Below are 17839 nucleotides of genomic sequence, written 5' to 3'. Positions count from 1 at the left end.
CGTGCGTTTAGGTTTCGTTGAACGACCCATTTTTCATTAATCGTACCGTCATTGCCTTTGAACAACAATACAGTCGGATACCTACACTATTCGACGAACGACGTCGCATAAAAAAGCCGCGCAGAATCGCTGCGCGGCCTATGTGGTTTCATGAAGAAATTTTAGCGGACGCGGCCGCGCTGGATCAGGTTCAAAACACCCAGGACGATGATGGCGCCAATGAAGGCGACGATCAGCCCGGTCAGCGAAAATTGCTGCACACTGCCCACAATACCGAAGCGGTTGGCAATCAGATTGCCGACCACCGACCCGACGCATCCTGCGACCACATTCCAGAAAATGCCCATCGACGCGTCTCGGTTCATCACCTTGCTCGCCAGCCAGCCGGCGATGCCGCCCACAATAATTGCAACTAACCAACCCATGATTTACCTCCTCTCGGCCGTTCACAAAGGGAACTGGCACCGGGAAGATAATAACGCGGTCGGGCGGGAACGCTACATGGAATAGACCGCGAAATTGTAAACTTGTCCGGCAAAAGAAAAACCCCCGCGCCGAAGTGCAGGGGTTTTCAGATGCTTAGCATGCATTTCTTAGTATTTTTGCTGGCGCTCGTACAGGTCGCGATAATGCTGGATACGCGTGACGCGCAGACCGGGCATACCCGACCGGTCAACGGCACGCTGCCAGGAAGCAAATTCCTCCAGCGTCAAGCCATAACGTTCACATGCGTCGTTGATGGACAACAGACCACCATTGACGGCTGCAACGACTTCAGCCTTGCGACGTACAACCCAGCGCGTGGTCCCGGCCGGTGGAAGACTCGACAATGTTAACGGCTCTCCCAACGGGCCGATCACTTGTGCCGGGCGAATTTTTTGGTTCTCAATCATAACGTCCTCGATACTCCATGCCCCGCATGGGTTAACTGTACCCCGGTTGCTTCGTCTTCTAGGCGATGGTCTTTGATATAGGCTGAATCGGATTGGTAAACGTCCGCTTCACATATTGGTTCCGCATTAATTTTCTGCGCAAAAGCGCCGCATACCCCCACTTTTGCACGATCCTTGGTGGCGAAAAAATTAATGCGACGGGTAATGAAGTCCCCCCCTGCGTCCATGCCCGATGCGGCCCGTCGCACGATCCGCACGGTACGGCTATTCGCCTGGCGCGCAGAAGCCATCGCCAACATCGCCACATAATCATTTTTGCGGTCGACCGAATCTTGACTCAGTGCCGTGTGGGGGAATGTCATTTCCATGACACCCCCTTTACCCACCATTTTATAACATGGGGTAAAGGCGCTATTCAGAGGATGTTAGCCGAGGTTAACGGTAATTATCATTTTGCCTTAAATGCTGTTCCATATTGAGAAGTAATGACGGAAAACTGGCCTTTTCGTTCTGCTGCCCCTATGTGGCCTGTCAAATGATTGACGATATTTATCTGAACGATTTTCAATTGGGCCCCGATCTGGCGGGGAAACGGATCGTGGTTGCCATGTCCGGCGGTGTTGATTCGTCCGTCGTCGCCGCGCTTGCGGCGCGGTCAGGGGCCGAAACCGTGGGCGTTACGCTGCAGCTTTACGATCATGGCAGCGCGGTGAAGCGGGCCGGGGCATGCTGCGCCGGGCAGGATATCCGCGATGCCCGCGCCGTTGCCGACAAGCTGGGCATTGCCCATTATGTGTTCGATCACGAAAGCCGGTTCCGCGAATCCGTCATCGACCATTTCGCCGATGAATATATGGCGGGGCGTACACCGATACCCTGCGTGCGCTGCAATATGGGTGTCAAATTTACCGATCTGTTCCGGCTGGCCAAGGAACTGGGCGCGGATTGCCTTGCGACGGGGCATTATGTCCGCCGCGTCGAAGGGCCGGCGGGTGCCGAGTTGCACCGCGCCGCAGACCCGGCACGCGACCAGAGCTATTTCCTGTTCGCGACGACGCAAGACCAGCTCGACTATTTGCGTTTTCCGTTAGGCGGCATGCCCAAGCCACAGGTGCGCGCCATTGCGCAGGAACTGGGTCTCGTGGTTGCGATGAAGCCGGACAGTCAGGATATCTGTTTCGTGCCCGACGGCGATTATGCATCGGTCGTTCGCAAGGTGCGCCCCGATGCGGAACTAAGTGGCGATATCGTCCATCTCGATGGCCGCGTGCTGGGTCAGCATAAGGGTATGATCCATTATACGGTCGGACAGCGCAAAGGTCTGGAAATCGGCGGGCAGCCCGTGCCTCTTTATGTCATCCGGCTTGATCCCGCGACACAACGGGTGATTGTAGGACCGCGCGAGGCACTGGCTGTACAGGCGGCGCGGATTGTCGAGGCCAACTGGCTGGCGGATGTAGAGGGACGCCCGCTGCTTGCCAAAGTACGGTCGATGGCAAAGCCGGTGCCTGCGCGCATGGATGGCGAATGGCTGACATTCGATACGCCCGAATATGGTGTTGCCCCCGGGCAGGCTGCGGTCTTTTACGATGGCGAACGCGTGCTGGGTGGTGGCTGGATCGAGGAAACGACTGCCGTAGAACTGGTCAGCGCCGCCTGACCGGTTGGGGTCAGAGCGCTTCAATCTCTTTTGCGTTGAGCTGCACACATCCGAAATTGCCGCGCCGTTCGGCAACTGCCTCGGCCAGGAGGGGGACGCTTGCGTAGACGCGTTTGTTTTCCGGATCGTCGGAAAGCCGGACCATTTCCATGCCGGCTTCCTTGTCGGTGACGCAGCTGTCCATGCTTCGGCCTTCGATATAGCGGCACGAACAGGCGATATGCGCGCCATAGGCTGCGCCGACTTTCGCCTGACCCTTGATAGTTCCCCAATTCCAGACGACCCATAAAGCAAGCAATGTCGCAATCGCGATCGCGGCCAAACGGACCCTGCGCATCAAAATGCTCGGCTCTTTCGCGGTCGGCTTTGAAGTTGCGGTTGCCATAGGGCCTCCATCTGGTGCATCGGTACGCGCCATGCCTAGGAACAAATTCACCGCCGCCGCAACCGCTTTTTGTGCCATCGCCGCAATCGCCCTCGGTTCCTGCACACAGGAACCCGTGGCCAAGGCGGCCGGACCCGGTGAAACCTTCATCGCCGATGACGCCGTTGTCGGCAAAGATCGGCTCGCAAATGCCATCGCGCCTTTTTTCGAAGACCCGGCGCTTTCCGAAACGCGGGCCTTGGTGATCATGCAGGGCGGGCGCGTCATCGCCGAACGCTATGCGCCGGGCTATGGTCCGGATACGCGTCTGATCAGTTGGTCCATGGCGAAGAGCGTCACGGCAACGCTGGTAGGCCTGATGGTTGCAGATGGCCGGCTGGCGCTGGACGAACCGGCACCTGTCCCTGAATGGCAGACCCCGCGCGACGGGCGGGCGGCGATAACCCTCCGCCATTTGCTGCATATGTCCTCAGGCCTTGACCATACCGAAATGGCGGAAGGCGACGTCGAGATTTTTGATGCCGATACGCCGCGCATGCTGTTTCTGGACGGGCGCGAAAATGTCGCCCGCTACGCCGAAACCCGGCCGTTGGAGGCCGACCCCGGCAAAAAGTTCGAATATAGCAGCGCGACCAGCAACATATTGGCCGATATCATGACCCGATCCCTGACCGAGAGCAAGGATCCGGAAGTGCGGCGTGATGCGATGCTGGAATATGCGCGCGGGCGCCTTTTTGAACCGCTGGGCATGACCAGCGCCTTTCCGCAGTTTGACCGGAATGGAACCATGCTCGGCGGCAGTATGATCCACGCAACCGCCCGCGATTGGGCGAAGTTCGGCGAATTTCTGCGGAACAATGGCTCGGTCCGGGCTGCGCAGCTTCTTCCCACGAGTTGGACGCGATTCATGAAAACGCCGAGCCCGAACGACAATAGCTATGGCGCGCATATCTGGTTGAACCGTCCCCGCAATGACGGGCGGGACCAGGTGCTCTTTCCCGGCAAAGCACCATCGGACGTTTTTGCCGCGCTCGGCCATCTGGGCCAGTTTGTGATTGTATCGCCGCAACATCGCCTGACGATCGTGCGGTTGGGTAATACGCCGGATGACAAGCTTGATCCGCTTGACGATCAATTCGCCAAGCTTATCGCGCTTTTCCCGCGGCGTTAAACCGGGCGCTTAAGCCTTGGCGACGGGTGCGTCGTCGCCCAGATCCTCAAACCAGGCTTCCACCGGCCCGCTCAGCTTGATCAGCAGCGGATTGCCCTTGCGGTCGCGCGCCTTGCCGGCCTGAACCTTGATCCAGCCTTCCGAAATGCAATATTCCTCCACCGTGGTGCGCCGCTCGCCTTTAAAGCGGATACCGACGCCTCGCGAAAGAAGGTCGCCATCGAAATGGGGGCTCATGGGATTGATCGAAAGATGATCGGGCGGAATATCGGCTGTGTCGGTCATAGGCCGCGCCTTTGCCGCAAAGCTTCGCGCTTGGCAATATCGGCTGAGCAGTGCAGAGGCATTCTATGGCAAAATCCGGCAATTATGACGCAATCATCCTGGGGGCAGGCGGGGCAGGGCTGATGTGTGCGCTAACCGCAGGGCAGCAGGGCCGCCATGTGCTGGTGATCGACCATGCCAGCGGACCCGGCAAGAAAATCCTGATATCGGGCGGCGGCCGGTGCAACTTCACCAATGTCAACGCGACCAGCGCCAATGCGCAGGAACGCTATCTGTCCGCCAATCCGCATTTCGCGAAGTCGGCGCTGGGGCGCTTTACCCCTTCCGACTTTATCGAAATGGTGCAGGCCCACGGCATCGCCTATCATGAAAAGACGCTGGGGCAGCTTTTTTGCGATGGCAGCGCCCGGCAGATTGTCGAAATGCTGATGGCGGAATGTGACCGTTCCGCACAATATGGCGGGCGGGTCGATTTTGCCTTCCATGCGCCGGTGTCCGACGTACGGCGGGCGGACGGGCTGTATCATATCGTCTATAACGGTCTGAAGGCATCCGCCCCGGCGCTGGTCATTGCGACCGGCGGGCCGAGCATTCCGAAAATGGGGGCTACCGGCTTTGCCTATGATCTAGCGCGCCAGTTCGGCCTGAAAATCGTGGAGCCACGGCCTGCGCTCGTTCCTTTCACGCTGGGCGGTGACGATGTGTTGTTCCGGGAACTGTCCGGTGTGTCCGCCGATGTCGACGCGCGTTGCGGCAAGGTCCATTTTCGCGAAGCAGCCTTGCTGACGCACAAGGGGCTATCGGGACCCGCGATCCTGCAGATTTCATCCTATTGGCGGCATGGCCAGCCGATCGGGATCAATTTCCTGCCCGACCGGAAAAGCGGCTGGTTGCGGGAACTGAAGCGCGAAAAACCGCGCAGCACGATCCGCTCGGCCCTGTCCGCTGCCCTGTCCGCCCGTTTGGCCGACATATTGGCGGAGCGGATTGGGGAGGGAGGCAATCTGGCCGACTGGTCCGACAAACGGCTGGAGGAGGCGGAACGGTTGCTGTCCGACTGGCCTTTTGTGCCCAACGGCACCGAAGGCTATGCCAAGGCCGAGGTCACCGCAGGCGGGATCAGCACGGACGGCCTTTCGCAAAAGAGCATGGAAACACGCACGGTCCCCGGACTCTTCTGCATCGGCGAAGCGGTTGATGTGACCGGGTGGCTAGGCGGCTATAACTTCCAATGGGCATGGGCGAGCGGGGTCGCGGCGGGCGCGTTCCTTTAGGTTTTTCGGCCCGTTTTGCCGGGTTTTACGCGTGTCTTTTGCGACACAAAGCAAAATTATTTGCCTCTAACTGGCACCAAAGCGCCTTTGCCGTGTTTGTCCCGCGTCATTTACGGACACGAAAAGGACAAGCTTATGAAATTCTCCTCTCCCTTGATGCTGGCGACAGCATCGCTCGCGCTCCTCGCCACCCCTGCTTTTGCCCAGTCTGAAGACGAACAGTGGGAAGGCGGCTATATCGGTGGCTCCATCGGTCTTGGCGCGCAGAATAACGACCGTAACGAAGGCGTTGCGTTCGACACAAATCTCGACGGCGACTATAGCGATACCGTCAATACTGTAGCCGGTGCCAATGCATTTTCCCCCGGTTTCTGTGGTGGCGCAGCCAATGGCACCACACCAATCGACGGATGCCGCGGTGACAAGGACGGCCTCGAATATTACGCCCGCGCAGGCTATGATGTCCAGAACGGCAACATCGTTTTTGGCGTCGTGCTCGACGGCGGCAAATCCAAATCGCGCGACAGCGTAACCGCCTATAGCACGACCCCTGCCTTTTATACTTTCACCCGTGAACTCGACTATTCGCTCGGTGCGCGCGCCCGTCTCGGCTTTGCTGCACGCGGCGCGCTATTCTATGCAACAGGTGGTGCAGCCTATGCCAAGATCGACAACGGCTTTGCTACCAGCAACGGTGCCAACAGCTTCACGACCAACGGCAAGACCAGCAGCTGGGGTTACAGCTATGGCGGCGGTACCGAGGTGAAGATTGCCCGCAATTTCTCGCTGGGTCTCGAATATCTCTACACCAATTATGTCGATGATGACTTCGTGGTCGCCGTTGGTCCGGGAAGCGCGCCTGCGACCAATCCGTTCCTGCTTACCAATGCGGCAGGCACGAATATGAAGCGTAACGACAGTGATTTCGATATGCACAATATCCGCCTGACGGCTTCGTTCCGCTTCTAAGTTCGGCAGATAACAGCCAAAAACAAAGGGCGCCGGAATTCCGGCGCCCTTCCTGTTTTGGAGTTTGCAATGCGGCAGATCAGGCTGCTTCTTTTTTCCGCGAAGCTTTTTTCCGCTCATGCGGATCCAGCAGGGCTTTGCGGATGCGGATATTCTTCGGCGTCACTTCGACCATTTCATCATCGTCGATATAGGCAATGGCCTGTTCCAGCGTCATGACCTTTGGCGGGGTCAGGCGGATGGCATCGTCCTTGCCGGTCGAGCGGAAGTTGGTAAGCTGCTTCGACTTCATCGGGTTGACCTCAAGGTCTTCCGGCTTTGCATTTTCACCGATGATCATGCCTTCATACAGGGCTTCACCAGGCGATACGAACAGGATACCGCGCTCTTCCAACGGACCGAGGGCGTAGGCGACAGCTTCGCCATTGCCGTTCGAAATCAGCACGCCATTTTTGCGCCCTTCGATCGGACCGCGATAGGGGCCGTATTTTTCAAACAGGCGGTTCATGATCCCGGTTCCGCGGGTATCGGACAGGAATTCGCCATGATAGCCGATCAGGCCGCGCGACGGGGCGCTGAAGATGATGCGGGTCTTGCCGCCGCCCGAGGGACGCATGTCGGTCATTTCACCCTTACGAAGGGCCATTTTTTCGACCACGGTTCCCGAATGTTCGTCATCGACATCGATCACGACGCTTTCATAGGGCTCGGTCCGGTTGCCGGCTTCATCTTCCCGGAACAGAACCCGCGGGCGCGAGATGCCAAGTTCAAAGCCTTCGCGGCGCATCGTTTCGATAAGGACGCCAAGCTGGAGTTCGCCGCGGCCGGCAACTTCAAAGCTGTCACGATCTTCGGATTCAGTGACGCGGATGGCGACATTGCTCTCGGCTTCGCGGAACAGGCGGTCGCGGATCATACGGCTTGTCACCTTGGTGCCTTCACGGCCCGCCATGGGCGAGTCATTCACCGAAAAGCGCATGGACAGCGTGGGCGGATCGATTGGCTGTGCGTGCAGCGGCTCCGTGACGCTGGGCTCGGCAATCGTATCGGCGACGGTCGCGGTGGTCAGACCTGCGATCGAGATGATATCGCCCGCTTGCGCCTGCTCGACCGGGATACGCTCCAGTCCGCGGAACGACATGATCTTCGACGCGCGGCCTGCCTCGACAATCTTGCCATCGGGGTTCAGTGCGTGGATCTGCTGGTTGACCTTGACCGTACCCGAAAGCACGAGGCCGGTCAGGATGCGGCCCAGGAAGTTGTCGCGATCCAGCAAGGTGACCAGCATCTTGAATTCGCCATCAACGTCGGCCTTGGGCTCAGGAACGTGCGAAACGATGGTTTCGAACAGCGGCGTCAACGTGCCTTCGCGCGCGCTCGGGTCCATTGATGCATAGCCATTGCGGCCAGAAGCGTAGAGCACGGGGAAATCAAGCTGTTCGTCGGTCGCATCGAGCGACACGAACAGGTCGAATACTTCGTCCAGCACTTCCTGAATACGCTCGTCCGGACGGTCGATCTTGTTGACGACCACGATAGGACGCAGGCCCAGAGCCAGCGCCTTGCCGGTCACGAATTTTGTCTGCGGCATTGCACCTTCGGATGAATCGACCAGCAGGATGACGCCATCGACCATGCTGAGAATACGCTCCACTTCGCCGCCAAAGTCGGCGTGGCCCGGTGTGTCGACGATGTTGATGCGCGTGCCGTTCCACTCAACGCTCGTGCATTTCGCAAGAATGGTGATGCCGCGTTCTTTTTCGAGATCGTTGGAATCCATGGCGCGCTCTTCGACGCGCTGATTGTCGCGGAATGTACCTGACTGGCGGAAAAGCTGGTCAACAAGGGTGGTTTTGCCGTGATCGACGTGCGCGATGATGGCGATGTTACGCAAAGACATGTGCAATAGGCCTTTTGGGAGGGCATTTTGGCAGCAACACGCCACCAGATTCTGGCGCGCCCTTAACGCAATATGTGTTGCGGCGCAACATTCGAACAACCTTGCAACCAAATCCACCGGGGAACTTGAACATCACTTCTCGAAAATCACCGTTACGCCCGGTTTGACCATGCCCGCGAGTTTTGCTGCATCCCAATTCGTCAAACGCACACAGCCATGGCTTTCGGCGCGTCCAATGGTCTGCGGTTCGTTGGTGCCGTGAATGCCATAATGCGGCTTGGACAGGTCAATCCACACAACGCCTACCGGACCATTGGGACCAGGCGGCAGCAGCAGCTTATCCTCGGAATCCTTGACGTCCCAGAAGAGTTCGGGATTGTAATGAAACTCCGGATTGCGGGCGACGCCCTTTATTTTCCAAGTGCCCAAAGGCAGGGGATCGTGCTTGCTGCCCATCGTCGCGGGGAAGGAAGCGATCAATTTATCGTCGGTGCCGTAAGCACGCAAAATGCCATCGGATTTGTCCACGACGACCTTGTCCACCCGTGGTTGACCGGACGCAACACCAAGCTTTTGTAATGTGCCTGTCCATCCGCGCTCATCATTATTCAATGGTGTGATCACAACATCGGCTATGTTGGGAACGCGCAACACCGTGCCTGCGGCGAAATCGGTTTGTTCTGGGTTCAGTGCAATCAAAGTATCGGGCGTGGTATGAAAGCGTTCTGCAAGAGCCTCGATCATATCCCTGTAACCAAGCGTCCGCAATTTTGCCTGATCTTCCGGCTTATCGGGAAAATTGCCGACAAAGGGACCTTTGGCAAAAGCTGCGGGAATGCGGACCAGTCGTGTTGCAGGAACCAGAAATTTCGACATGGCGGCTTTGGTCGCTGTGTCTAGCTCACCAGTCTGGTCCAGCTCGTTAGCTCTTTGAAATTCGCCAATTGCAAGCGAGAGCGACTGCCCATCTTTGCCATCGATGACGCCCGGGGAAAAGCCGATACGATCGAGAACCACCTGTATCTGCAACATGTCAAGGCCAGGCACGTAAAGGGGAGTATCGTTCGACACTTCCACAAATTCGAGGCTGTCGGCATTGGTCAATGCCTCGGTCCGGCCTTGTGGTGAGCCGGCTTCCTTGTCCTTGTCTCTATCCTTATTTCCGCACCCCGCCAGCAACACTATTGCGACAACCAAAGCAAAACTTCTCATCAGGCACCCTTTTACTATGTCGAGACCGAACAGCCGGTTGCCGTTAAAGTTCCCGGTACATGCGTCGGGGTTGCCCTGGAAAAGGATGACGCAAAAATGAACGGAATGTAGTTTTTCGTTCATGGAACATCGGCTTGCGGGCGTGTGTTTCCTCCATCTCTACGAACGAAAGGAGACGGAGATGCGCAAATTACTTTCGGCGGTATTTATTTCCGCCATAGCCCTAACTACCCAACCCGCGACGGCGCAAAGCAGGGCAGACCGTGAATATCAACGTGATGTCCGACAGGCCGAGCGTGAATATCGTCGCGATGTGAAGGAAGCAAAACGGGAACGCCGGCAGGCCATTCGTGATTGGCGCCAATATCGTCGCCTCGACTGGAACCGTCCCGATCCCTATTATGGCCGATATGACGCCGACCGCTATTATCGCGACGGACGCTATTATCAGGTCCGCCGCATCGGCAGGAATGACCGCATCTATAGGGGCCGCGACGGTCGCTATTATTGTCGCCGGCCCGACGGCACCACCGGTTTAATCATTGGCGGCGCGGTAGGCGGTTTGCTTGGTAACAATATTGGTCGGGGTGATTCCAAGATCATTGCGACCATAATCGGTACGGGTGCAGGTGCCCTGTTGGGTCGAGAGATTGAGCGTGGCAACGTACGGTGCCGGTAACCCGGACCTGAACTCCGATTATTGATAGCAAGCACGTGCGGCGGAACATTAGCTTTCCGCCGCATGGCCTTGCAAAAAAACAGAATTCAGTAATGCGGATCGTCGGCCAATAGGTGGAGGCCCATTTTCAATGCCTCCCGGACAGCCGCGCGGCGGATGTCGTCGCGACAATCTTCGGTAAATTGAAATCGCTGGCATTGCACGGCGTAGGGCGTCGAAACGGCAATATATACCAGACCTGGTGTGCCACCGTCCGGCGAAGACCCTGCATAGCCGGTAACCGCGATAGCGATACAATCCTTGCTCACCAGATTGCGTCCGCCGCATGCCATCGCTTGCGCGACAGCTTCCGATACCGCGCCATGTTCATCGATCAGCTTTGCAGGAACGTGCGCAAGGTCGGTCTTTGCCTCGTCACAATAGGTGATGAGGGCGCGGTTGAAGACATGCGACAATCCCTCCACATCCGTCAGGTAGGAGGATAGCAGGCCGCCTGTACAACTTTCGACTGTTATGATTTCCAAACCGCGGCGCTGTGCCAGTTTCAAGAGCCTAGCGGACAAATAACCGAGTTCATCCTGTATGTGGCCGATCCCGATATCCATCCAGAGTAAATGGTTGCCCGGGGTTTTTGTTCCCATCACCAACCCAGCAACACCTGTCCGCTTGCGGGGATTTTAAAGTCAACACGGTCCGCGCCCTCATATGCGGGCGCTATTTCTTCGCCGGAGGCGGACTTCAATGTCAAGGCGGGCAGCCTTTTGCGGGTAGTCCGCACGACGCTGAATGCTGCTTTGCAGGTGCTGCCGCCGTCAATGCCAAAGCTGAGGGATCGTGCCGATGTGCGCTCGTTCGAAACCGGGAAATGGTCACAGAAAATCAGAAAAGGCGCATCTTCGACAGGATGGAACGAGCGGCTTGCAAAAACGAAGGCTGCGCCGGCGCCATAAATTTCCTGGCCGACCTGGCCAGCGGGCTGGCCATCGCCATAAAGATCTTCCAGCGGGAAAGAGAGCGACCGATCGATATGGCCGTTACGAACCTTGTCGGACAGCACCTCTTTGGGAAGGGCGTCGGGATAATAAAACCAGGCCCGGTCAAGCGCATATTTGCAATATTCGCTGATCAACATGCGGGCGGCGGGGTCCAGATCGGGGCCGCTGTCTTTCAGATATTTTTCAAACGCGGCGAAACTGTCGAAACATTCGTAAATGGCCATATAAGGCGCATCGTGCAGGCAGGTTGCGGCCAGAAAATTCCGGTAGTGCTGGGCATGTTCGATTTCCGATTCCCAGATTTCGCAATTGTGAAAAAAGCTCGCCAGATAGACATAGCTTTGCCGCATATAATATTCGCAATTGGTGATGCGCCACAGGCGCAGGCATGCCGACGCGCCCCATGCCGTCAGATTGGCCTGATAATTAAGTTCAAATCGCATCCCGTTCGCCACGTCGATAGCCGCGCGCGCTTCATCGAGATAATGGCTGTCGTCCGTCAGTTCATAGGCCTGCAACATGACAAAGGCATAGATGCCGCCCACATCGGTTTGACCCAGCCCATCATCATTGCGCGCTTCGACTATAACGCGGAAATCATCCACCTTGAACTGGATCGGCCACGCATATTTGAAATGCCGGGCTGCCTTGGTCGCGTAACCAAGCGAGGAAAGGAAAAGCGTTTTTGCCCTCCGGTCACCTTCCAGCGCCAGCCGGCCAAGGTTGAGGAGAGGGTGGTATAAATACCAGCTGTCGACTGCCATCTTGTCCTTGTCTTTGCCGACATTGGGTAAATAGCGACGCATCGTTCCCAGCTGGGTATCGTGAAATTTAACGAGGCCTTTTTCCAGCTCGGCACCGAAGGCGACGGGTTTCTTCGTCCATGCTGCGTAATCGCGAAGGGCAGATATAATCGACATCTGGACCATGATGTCGGGATATTCCGACGCCGTATAAGGGTGGATATAGACATGACCGTAGTGGCGGATGGTCGCCTCAGGCGCGGTCTCCAGATCGCCGAGTGTCTTTTCCGCACGGCCGACCCAGTCGCGAAAATCGGTCGGGGGAAGGTCAAGTTGCCGATATGCAACGCCAAGCATCTGCAGAAACCGGCGCGCGCCACCCTGTTCATCGCACGCCGGATCGTCATGAAAGACGAGGATGGCGTCGCTCATCGTAATCGCCCTGTGCGCGGGTAGGGGATTGACCGGCGGGGTACCGCTTTGTGGTGGCGAGGGTGGAAGATATCCGAGTTCTGGCCAAATCCCCCCAACAGCTGCATCCGGCGTTGTCCTGGTTTCCCTGAAATAGTCGTTCAACGCCGTCAAATTCTGGAAATAGAGCAGGGTGCCAAATGCGGGCTCGTCCAGATGGAAATAACATAGCCCGGAATTAACCCCTCGTTGCGCAGCTTCCACCGTGCCCTGTGCGGCCAGCGGGTCATCCTGGGCATCAAGGGGATAAAGATCGCGCGGATGAAAGGGGATCAGCAAAGGAAAAGCAGGTTCCAGGGTGACGGTCGCACGCAGGACCGAGAGATCATCCGTGTTGGAGCCAAGGACAATGCGATGGCGACCGAGCGCGCTTTCTACTTCGATCTCTGGCAGCGCATTCGCCCGCGCACGCAGTTTCCGCACCTTGCCTATACCACCCGGACAATGTGCAAGGCGCAAAGCGATGCCGCCCCTATCGCGTCTGCGGATGATCGCCCACAACGCGTCACTGCCTTTGAGGATTTCAACGCTGCGCTCGCCCATGGAAAAGGTCAGAAACGCTTTCGAACGGCTAAGCAGAAGCTGGCGGAGTTGCAGCACCTCTCCACTCACGGGCGACCGACCGGTTTCGTGCACCAGAACCTCCTTATCCCATTTTCCATTTCCTCAAGGAAGGTAACCCAAAGCCGTCTGTGCAGTTCCGCCTTCGCCGCAGATTAATCTTCGCCTCCGGTGTGGGGGTCCGGCTTTAGGGTTGCTGGCCAAATACCGGATGCTTCTGGAGTATATGCTCAAAAATGGCTGTATGCAGCGGCTGCAAAAACTCGCATCCATAAATATATTCATTCCGCCAAACGACCTTGGCTTCGAGCTGTGCAAAGGTCGGGATTGTCAGAAAGAAAGAGCGATCCGAATCGAGAACACTCATGCATTCCAACCGGAATCCGCTTTCGGAAAGATCGATCAGATAACCTTTGGTTCGTATCCCGCACGGCACACGGATTTCGACAGCCACAGCAATCTCGCCCCTTTTGCGTATCCGCGCATCACTAAATTTACCTGCATCATTCGACATGTTGAGCGACGACGCCTTCAATATAGCCCGTCCATCATATTCTGCTCACGCCATCAGCGATTGCTCATAAGCTGGAACGAAGGCCAGTTCCGATTATCGTTTCAAGGTAACTCCAGCCGTTCCGAATAGTTTCGGTCCGATTGTTAAATTCATGATTTAAAACATAATTATTTCTATGAAGCGGGTTTGAAGCCATTTTTCAGTAAATTGTCACTGTCGCCTCAGGACGTTCATTGTCCTTGCTGACAGATATCCGTGCTCCTGATTTACTGGAGTAAATTGATATGCATGATACCAATCCGGCACACTTCGCCGCTCGCCCGGTTCCCTTATGGCGAATAATCGGTTGGGGCAGCGCGGTTGCCTTGCTGATAACCCCGCTGATCGCGATGCAATTCACCCACGAGGTACAGTGGGACGAAACCGATTTTCTGGTTGCGGCGATCATTTTCGCTACCGTCGGAGGTTTGGTCGAACTGACGGTCCGTCTGACCGCCAACTGGCTTTCGCGGCTGGGGGCGTTTTTTGCGATATTGGCAGGGTTCATGGTGATCTGGTCAAACCTCGCGGTTGGCATGATCGGCAATGAAGATAATCCCGTCAACCTGTGGTTTGGCGTCGTGCTTCTGATTGCAGTCCTAGGAGCCTGCATTTCGCGTCTGCACCGCGCTATCTTGCCCACCGCCATGCTTGCGGCAGGTGTTGCCCAAGCGGCCATTGGCCTGTTTGCAGGAATATTGGGCAGCGATTTTCGAGGCGGGGTGTTTACGATCATTCTGTCGGTAAGCTGGCTGATCTCCAGCGCGTTGTTCGCGACAAGCAGGGGGCGTAGAAAAGCCATGCGCTAAATGCCGGACATTCCTATGCCGGTCCAGCAGAGGAGCTGAACCGGCATAGGTGATAATGTTATTGTGGGGCCACTTCGGCTCGTAACCGCCTCAATTCTTCTTCGGCACGCTGGATCACCAGATATTGGGTCGACAAGAAAGCCTCGGCATCTCCGCTCTGTTCATGGATGGCCGTCAGGAAAAGTGCGCGCAGATTGGCCTCATGCGTCTCAAGCGCGTTCATCATCGTGCCAGAGGCGGCGGGGGATTCAAGATGTGATAGAGTGAAGTCGGGAATATAGTCGGACTCACCGTCAATCTTACCGCCCAGCGCGAGGATGCGGGCATTGAATTCATTGACCATTTCCCGACGTTCCTTCGCTTTGTCGAGAAAGACTGACCGGAAAATCTCTTCACCCTCGCGGGCCACCTTTTCACAGACTTCGACGCTATCTGCCAACGCAGCGGCCAGGCTGCGCAGGCGATAGATTTCTGTCACCATGTGCTCTGTGCTCTGATGGCCATCCGAACTGCCAACCGGTGCAAAACCGCTATCATAGTTGGACGTCGCCACGCCTGTTGCCGGATTTGCAGGGGCATTGTCATTCATGGTGTCTGTACCATTGTTGCGGATCAACGGTTCGGCGGGACTCTTGTGTGACAGCTCGCTCACGGCGGCTGCGACGATCGGGTCCTCAATCCCCGATAGAGGATCTTCCTCGCCAGTCTGGGCGATGCCTTGTTCGCGTCTGTCCGATAAAATGGGATCGCGGGTTGCAGGCTTCCGGAAATCATCACCATCGCCCGCTGCCGATCCATGCTGCTCAAGGGTCGACTGTATCACCAATTCCCATAGTGCCGCGTCATTGTCATTAGTGACGGAAGTTGGCGGTTGGCGCATAGTTTTAAGTACCGCAACCGCATCGTCTTTAAACTCGGTCCAGTTCCCGTCCACCCAGATGGAAGCATGCTCAGCACCGGCTCTGCCTGATGTATCTCGGCTCAAATACTGTCCCGCCAGCACACGCGCTATGCGTTCAATCATTTCCATTCGGCTGCTCCTATCGAGTTTTTGGTATGGATTCACAGACTAGCGGGCGTGCCGCGAAGAGGATTTGCCCGGCAGATGGATTAGCCATTGACGATCGTGCCACCATTTGGATGGAGCACCTGTCCCGACATGTAACTGGAATCGTCACAAGCCAGAAAAAGGAAGCTCGGTGCCACTTCATTTGGCTGGCCGGGTCGCTTCATCGGGGTCTTCTTGCCGAAGGATGCAAGCTTCTCCTTGCTTGCCCCTCCAAAGGGATTGAGCGGTGTCCAGATCGGGCCGGGCGCAACGGCATTAACCCGAATTCCATCGCCGACAAGATTGGCCGACAGGCTACGCGTAAACGCCGTTATCGCGCCTTTCGTGCTCGAATAATCGAGCAGTTCTTCCGATCCTTCATACATTGTGACACTGGTGCAATTGATGATTGCCGCACCTTCTTTTAGATGCGGACGTGCCGCCTGGACGAGGAAGAACATTCCAAAAATATTAGTCTGAAACGTTCGGCGAAGCTGGGCTTCGGTGATGTCGGTAATATCCTTGTCCGGATGCTGTTCACCCGCATTATTGACCAATATATCGATGCGTCCGAAGGTTTCGATTATGTCGGCAATAGCTTGTTTGCACCAGTTGGCGTCACCGACATCACCGGAAATGGCGATAGCTTTTCGGCCCTCTTGCTCAACAATCGCGACCGTTTTGGCCGCATCTTCATGTTCGCACAGATAGAGCACGGCTACATCCGCGCCTTCCCGCGCATAAAGCGCGGCAACCGCTCGGCCTATACCGCTGTCTGCGCCCGTAATGACCGCGACTTTACCATCCAGTCTTTTTGACCCGGGATAGCGCGGCTCCCAGTCCGGTTTGGGGTTCAACTTCGCTTCTTCACCAGGCAGGGCATCTTCATGGACGGCAGGTTGTACGGAAGTCATTGGAATACCACTCAATCGTTTTCAGTTGATTCCTGTATATTGCGGCGCATCCAGCACTTCTTCCGCATCGTTCACACCGTGCATATACCGGTTGAACTCTTCGGCATAACGTTCAGATATCCAATCATGATCCGCTTGAGGCGCGTCATCGATGAGATCGATGAACCACTTGCTTTCTTCCTGATAGACATGATGCTTCACGGCGCCTTCCAGATGTCCGAATTTGTCCATGAAGTCCTGACTCATCGGATCCATATGGGCCAGCAACCCGATCTGCATTTTAGCCGCGGATTGTTCGGTGTAAGCCATCGTCGCGTGACCTGTTTCACCGTTATCGGACAACGCCGGATAAATGACGCCTTCCTCCGCGATAGAATGGGCGGTCAGCAGTTCGGTCAACTGGCGTAGTGCGACAAGACGTTGTCCGGCACTTGAAGAGGCTTTCACCTGTTCGAAAGCCCCATCAATCTGTTCATGATGGTCAAGTACCATCCGAAGCCATGGTGCCTTGTCGGCTTTGCGCCGGGCGATGTCCCGGGCTTCCTGGCGTTCATAATCCGTTTCCGGTGGAGTTACGGCGGCAACGATTTTATCTAGGATAGACATGACAATTCCTTGATGTTGGATAAATCTGAAACAAATAAATTTCAGGAATGTTCCAGTCCAATTTCCCAAAATTCAAGAACTGGAAATGATTATATCATCTGTAAATGCCTGTGTTTACTTGATGAATTCAATCGTAATCGTTTTCAATGAAATCAATCTAGACAATATTTTCCAATTGAACCTTTTCCGCGCTCTGTTGTTCTAGCCTTTCATTATTCCAAGAGGGAGGTTCCAAACATGATGCTTGTCCAGACATATGTCGCGCCCAGCCAAATCGAAGGTGTCGGTATTTTTGCGGCCCAACCCATCAAGGCAGGTCAGGAAATCTGGCGATTTGATCCCGTCTTTGAGAGAGTTTTTACGACAGAAGAACTGGTTCGACTAAGCCCCGTCCAGCGTGATTATGTCGAACGCTATGGCTACAGTCATATGGATGATCGTTCTCTGCTGGTGATCGAGACAGACAATGGACGTTTCATGAACCATAGTGAGCGCCCAAATACTGACTTCACCCGGTCGGACATAGCATTTGCCATTGTGGATATTGCTGAGGGAACCGAAATCACCTGTGATTATGGCGAGTTCGAACCGGCATATTGCATGCAGCCGGGGAGGCAATTCACCAGCCCTTCACTGTCCAATGGGCAAATTTATACTTCAATCGGATAATGCGCTGGACTGCAGACGAGACGCGGAGCCGGAGTGTGCGAT

20 protein-coding genes are annotated in these 17839 nt (G+C 56.1%); 7 read left to right on the top strand and 13 right to left on the bottom strand.

The window, feature by feature from the left end; all coding sequences use genetic code 11:
- Positions 1-161: 161 nt before the first annotated feature.
- From FOM92_RS06655 to FOM92_RS06645, 3 genes are all read right to left on the bottom strand, one after another.
- Positions 162-425, bottom strand: coding sequence for a GlsB/YeaQ/YmgE family stress response membrane protein (locus tag FOM92_RS06655; protein ID WP_143775974.1), 264 nt, complete (start codon positions 423-425; stop codon positions 162-164).
- Between the two features lie 168 nt (positions 426-593).
- Positions 594-893 carry a CtrA inhibitor SciP gene (gene sciP, locus FOM92_RS06650; protein WP_143775973.1) on the bottom strand — a complete coding sequence of 100 codons (300 nt, stop codon included), beginning with the start codon at positions 891-893 and terminating at the stop codon, positions 594-596.
- On the bottom strand, positions 890-1261 hold the full coding sequence (locus FOM92_RS06645) for a hypothetical protein (RefSeq protein WP_143775972.1): 372 nt from the start codon (positions 1259-1261) through the stop codon (positions 890-892). Before FOM92_RS06645 ends, sciP begins: the two co-directional genes overlap by 4 nt.
- A gap of 167 nt (positions 1262-1428) precedes the next feature.
- Between FOM92_RS06645 and mnmA the strand changes: the two genes are divergently transcribed.
- Complete coding sequence (gene mnmA, locus FOM92_RS06640) at positions 1429-2553, top strand: tRNA 2-thiouridine(34) synthase MnmA (protein WP_143775971.1); 1125 nt, start codon at positions 1429-1431, stop codon at positions 2551-2553.
- A 10-nt stretch (positions 2554-2563) separates the two neighbouring features.
- Here mnmA and FOM92_RS06635 read toward each other — a convergent pair whose 3' ends face one another.
- Entirely contained in the window at positions 2564-2938 is a 375-nt protein-coding gene (locus FOM92_RS06635) for a hypothetical protein (RefSeq protein WP_342778166.1), read from the bottom strand.
- Positions 2939-2969: 31 nt separating this feature from the next.
- Here FOM92_RS06635 and FOM92_RS06630 point away from each other — a divergent pair, with 31 nt between their 5' ends.
- Positions 2970-4109 carry a serine hydrolase domain-containing protein gene (locus FOM92_RS06630; protein WP_143775970.1) on the top strand — a complete coding sequence of 380 codons (1140 nt, stop codon included), beginning with the start codon at positions 2970-2972 and terminating at the stop codon, positions 4107-4109.
- Between the two features lie 9 nt (positions 4110-4118).
- Here the strand turns inward: FOM92_RS06630 and FOM92_RS06625 are convergent, their stop codons facing one another.
- Positions 4119-4394 carry a DUF3297 family protein gene (locus tag FOM92_RS06625; protein ID WP_143775969.1) on the bottom strand — a complete coding sequence of 92 codons (276 nt, stop codon included), beginning with the start codon at positions 4392-4394 and terminating at the stop codon, positions 4119-4121.
- Positions 4395-4459: 65 nt separating this feature from the next.
- On the opposite strand from FOM92_RS06625, the gene FOM92_RS06620 reads away from it, so the two are divergent.
- Positions 4460-5668, top strand: a complete 1209-nt coding sequence (locus FOM92_RS06620; protein ID WP_143775968.1) for a BaiN/RdsA family NAD(P)/FAD-dependent oxidoreductase — start codon at positions 4460-4462, stop codon at positions 5666-5668.
- Between the two features lie 135 nt (positions 5669-5803).
- Complete coding sequence (locus tag FOM92_RS06615; RefSeq protein WP_143775967.1) at positions 5804-6637, top strand: outer membrane protein; 834 nt, start codon at positions 5804-5806, stop codon at positions 6635-6637.
- A gap of 79 nt (positions 6638-6716) precedes the next feature.
- Here the strand turns inward: FOM92_RS06615 and typA are convergent, their stop codons facing one another.
- Positions 6717-8537: a translational GTPase TypA gene (typA, locus tag FOM92_RS06610; RefSeq protein ID WP_143775966.1), complete on the bottom strand. Its 1821-nt coding sequence runs from the start codon at positions 8535-8537 to the stop codon at positions 6717-6719.
- Between the two features lie 132 nt (positions 8538-8669).
- Positions 8670-9749: a L,D-transpeptidase family protein gene (locus tag FOM92_RS06605; RefSeq protein WP_143775965.1), complete on the bottom strand. Its 1080-nt coding sequence runs from the start codon at positions 9747-9749 to the stop codon at positions 8670-8672.
- A gap of 181 nt (positions 9750-9930) precedes the next feature.
- Between FOM92_RS06605 and FOM92_RS06600 the strand changes: the two genes are divergently transcribed.
- The gene (locus FOM92_RS06600) at positions 9931-10428 is read left to right on the top strand and encodes a glycine zipper 2TM domain-containing protein (RefSeq protein WP_143775964.1); all 498 of its coding nucleotides are present in this window, start codon (positions 9931-9933) and stop codon (positions 10426-10428) included.
- A gap of 86 nt (positions 10429-10514) precedes the next feature.
- On the opposite strand, the gene FOM92_RS06595 is transcribed toward FOM92_RS06600, so the two are convergent.
- The 3 genes from FOM92_RS06595 to FOM92_RS06585 form a co-directional block, all read right to left on the bottom strand.
- On the bottom strand, positions 10515-11069 hold the full coding sequence (locus FOM92_RS06595; RefSeq protein ID WP_246087174.1) for a CinA family protein: 555 nt from the start codon (positions 11067-11069) through the stop codon (positions 10515-10517).
- Positions 11069-13273 carry a hypothetical protein gene (locus FOM92_RS06590; RefSeq protein ID WP_143775963.1) on the bottom strand — a complete coding sequence of 735 codons (2205 nt, stop codon included), beginning with the start codon at positions 13271-13273 and terminating at the stop codon, positions 11069-11071. The genes FOM92_RS06595 and FOM92_RS06590 overlap by 1 nt, the downstream gene beginning before the upstream one ends.
- Positions 13274-13385: 112 nt before the next feature.
- Positions 13386-13712: a PilZ domain-containing protein gene (locus FOM92_RS06585; protein ID WP_143775962.1), complete on the bottom strand. Its 327-nt coding sequence runs from the start codon at positions 13710-13712 to the stop codon at positions 13386-13388.
- Positions 13713-13996: 284 nt separating this feature from the next.
- Here FOM92_RS06585 and FOM92_RS06580 point away from each other — a divergent pair, with 284 nt between their 5' ends.
- Positions 13997-14560 (top strand): hypothetical protein, encoded by a 564-nt coding sequence (locus tag FOM92_RS06580; RefSeq protein WP_143775961.1) that lies wholly within the window; start codon positions 13997-13999, stop codon positions 14558-14560.
- Positions 14561-14618: 58 nt separating this feature from the next.
- On the opposite strand, the gene FOM92_RS06575 is transcribed toward FOM92_RS06580, so the two are convergent.
- From FOM92_RS06575 to FOM92_RS06565, 3 genes are all read right to left on the bottom strand, one after another.
- Positions 14619-15590, bottom strand: coding sequence for a ferritin family protein (locus FOM92_RS06575; protein ID WP_143775960.1), 972 nt, complete (start codon positions 15588-15590; stop codon positions 14619-14621).
- Positions 15591-15670: 80 nt separating this feature from the next.
- Entirely contained in the window at positions 15671-16522 is an 852-nt protein-coding gene (locus FOM92_RS06570) for an SDR family oxidoreductase (protein WP_143775959.1), read from the bottom strand.
- Positions 16523-16543: 21 nt separating this feature from the next.
- Positions 16544-17128 carry a hemerythrin domain-containing protein gene (locus tag FOM92_RS06565; RefSeq protein ID WP_143775958.1) on the bottom strand — a complete coding sequence of 195 codons (585 nt, stop codon included), beginning with the start codon at positions 17126-17128 and terminating at the stop codon, positions 16544-16546.
- 237 nt (positions 17129-17365) lie between these two features.
- Here FOM92_RS06565 and FOM92_RS06560 point away from each other — a divergent pair, with 237 nt between their 5' ends.
- Positions 17366-17797 (top strand): SET domain-containing protein, encoded by a 432-nt coding sequence (locus FOM92_RS06560; protein ID WP_143775957.1) that lies wholly within the window; start codon positions 17366-17368, stop codon positions 17795-17797.
- Positions 17798-17839: the final 42 nt, after the last annotated feature.

The organism is Sphingorhabdus contaminans (genome assembly GCF_007280415.1).
GTDB lineage: Bacteria > Pseudomonadota > Alphaproteobacteria > Sphingomonadales > Sphingomonadaceae > Sphingorhabdus_B > Sphingorhabdus_B contaminans.
The sequence above is the reverse complement of the archived record's forward strand: the minus strand, read 5'-3'. Positions and strand labels throughout refer to the sequence as shown.

What these genes read in the sequence shown, in the direction of transcription:
- FOM92_RS06655 (WP_143775974.1), bottom strand. Translation starts at nt 425, where the DNA reads ATGGGTTGGTTAGTTGCAATTATTGTGGGCGGCATCGCCGGCTGGCTG.
- sciP (WP_143775973.1), bottom strand. Translation starts at nt 893, where the DNA reads ATGATTGAGAACCAAAAAATTCGCCCGGCACAAGTGATCGGCCCGTTG.
- FOM92_RS06645 (WP_143775972.1), bottom strand. Translation starts at nt 1,261, where the DNA reads ATGGAAATGACATTCCCCCACACGGCACTGAGTCAAGATTCGGTCGAC.
- mnmA (WP_143775971.1), top strand. Translation starts at nt 1,429, where the DNA reads ATGATTGACGATATTTATCTGAACGATTTTCAATTGGGCCCCGATCTG.
- FOM92_RS06635 (WP_342778166.1), bottom strand. Translation starts at nt 2,938, where the DNA reads ATGGCAACCGCAACTTCAAAGCCGACCGCGAAAGAGCCGAGCATTTTG.
- FOM92_RS06630 (WP_143775970.1), top strand. Translation starts at nt 2,970, where the DNA reads ATGCCTAGGAACAAATTCACCGCCGCCGCAACCGCTTTTTGTGCCATC.
- FOM92_RS06625 (WP_143775969.1), bottom strand. Translation starts at nt 4,394, where the DNA reads ATGACCGACACAGCCGATATTCCGCCCGATCATCTTTCGATCAATCCC.
- FOM92_RS06620 (WP_143775968.1), top strand. Translation starts at nt 4,460, where the DNA reads ATGGCAAAATCCGGCAATTATGACGCAATCATCCTGGGGGCAGGCGGG.
- FOM92_RS06615 (WP_143775967.1), top strand. Translation starts at nt 5,804, where the DNA reads ATGAAATTCTCCTCTCCCTTGATGCTGGCGACAGCATCGCTCGCGCTC.
- typA (WP_143775966.1), bottom strand. Translation starts at nt 8,537, where the DNA reads ATGTCTTTGCGTAACATCGCCATCATCGCGCACGTCGATCACGGCAAA.
- FOM92_RS06605 (WP_143775965.1), bottom strand. Translation starts at nt 9,749, where the DNA reads ATGAGAAGTTTTGCTTTGGTTGTCGCAATAGTGTTGCTGGCGGGGTGC.
- FOM92_RS06600 (WP_143775964.1), top strand. Translation starts at nt 9,931, where the DNA reads ATGCGCAAATTACTTTCGGCGGTATTTATTTCCGCCATAGCCCTAACT.
- FOM92_RS06595 (WP_246087174.1), bottom strand. Translation starts at nt 11,069, where the DNA reads ATGGGAACAAAAACCCCGGGCAACCATTTACTCTGGATGGATATCGGG.
- FOM92_RS06585 (WP_143775962.1), bottom strand. Translation starts at nt 13,712, where the DNA reads ATGTCGAATGATGCAGGTAAATTTAGTGATGCGCGGATACGCAAAAGG.
- FOM92_RS06580 (WP_143775961.1), top strand. Translation starts at nt 13,997, where the DNA reads ATGCATGATACCAATCCGGCACACTTCGCCGCTCGCCCGGTTCCCTTA.
- FOM92_RS06575 (WP_143775960.1), bottom strand. Translation starts at nt 15,590, where the DNA reads ATGGAAATGATTGAACGCATAGCGCGTGTGCTGGCGGGACAGTATTTG.
- FOM92_RS06570 (WP_143775959.1), bottom strand. Translation starts at nt 16,522, where the DNA reads ATGACTTCCGTACAACCTGCCGTCCATGAAGATGCCCTGCCTGGTGAA.
- FOM92_RS06565 (WP_143775958.1), bottom strand. Translation starts at nt 17,128, where the DNA reads ATGTCTATCCTAGATAAAATCGTTGCCGCCGTAACTCCACCGGAAACG.
- FOM92_RS06560 (WP_143775957.1), top strand. Translation starts at nt 17,366, where the DNA reads ATGATGCTTGTCCAGACATATGTCGCGCCCAGCCAAATCGAAGGTGTC.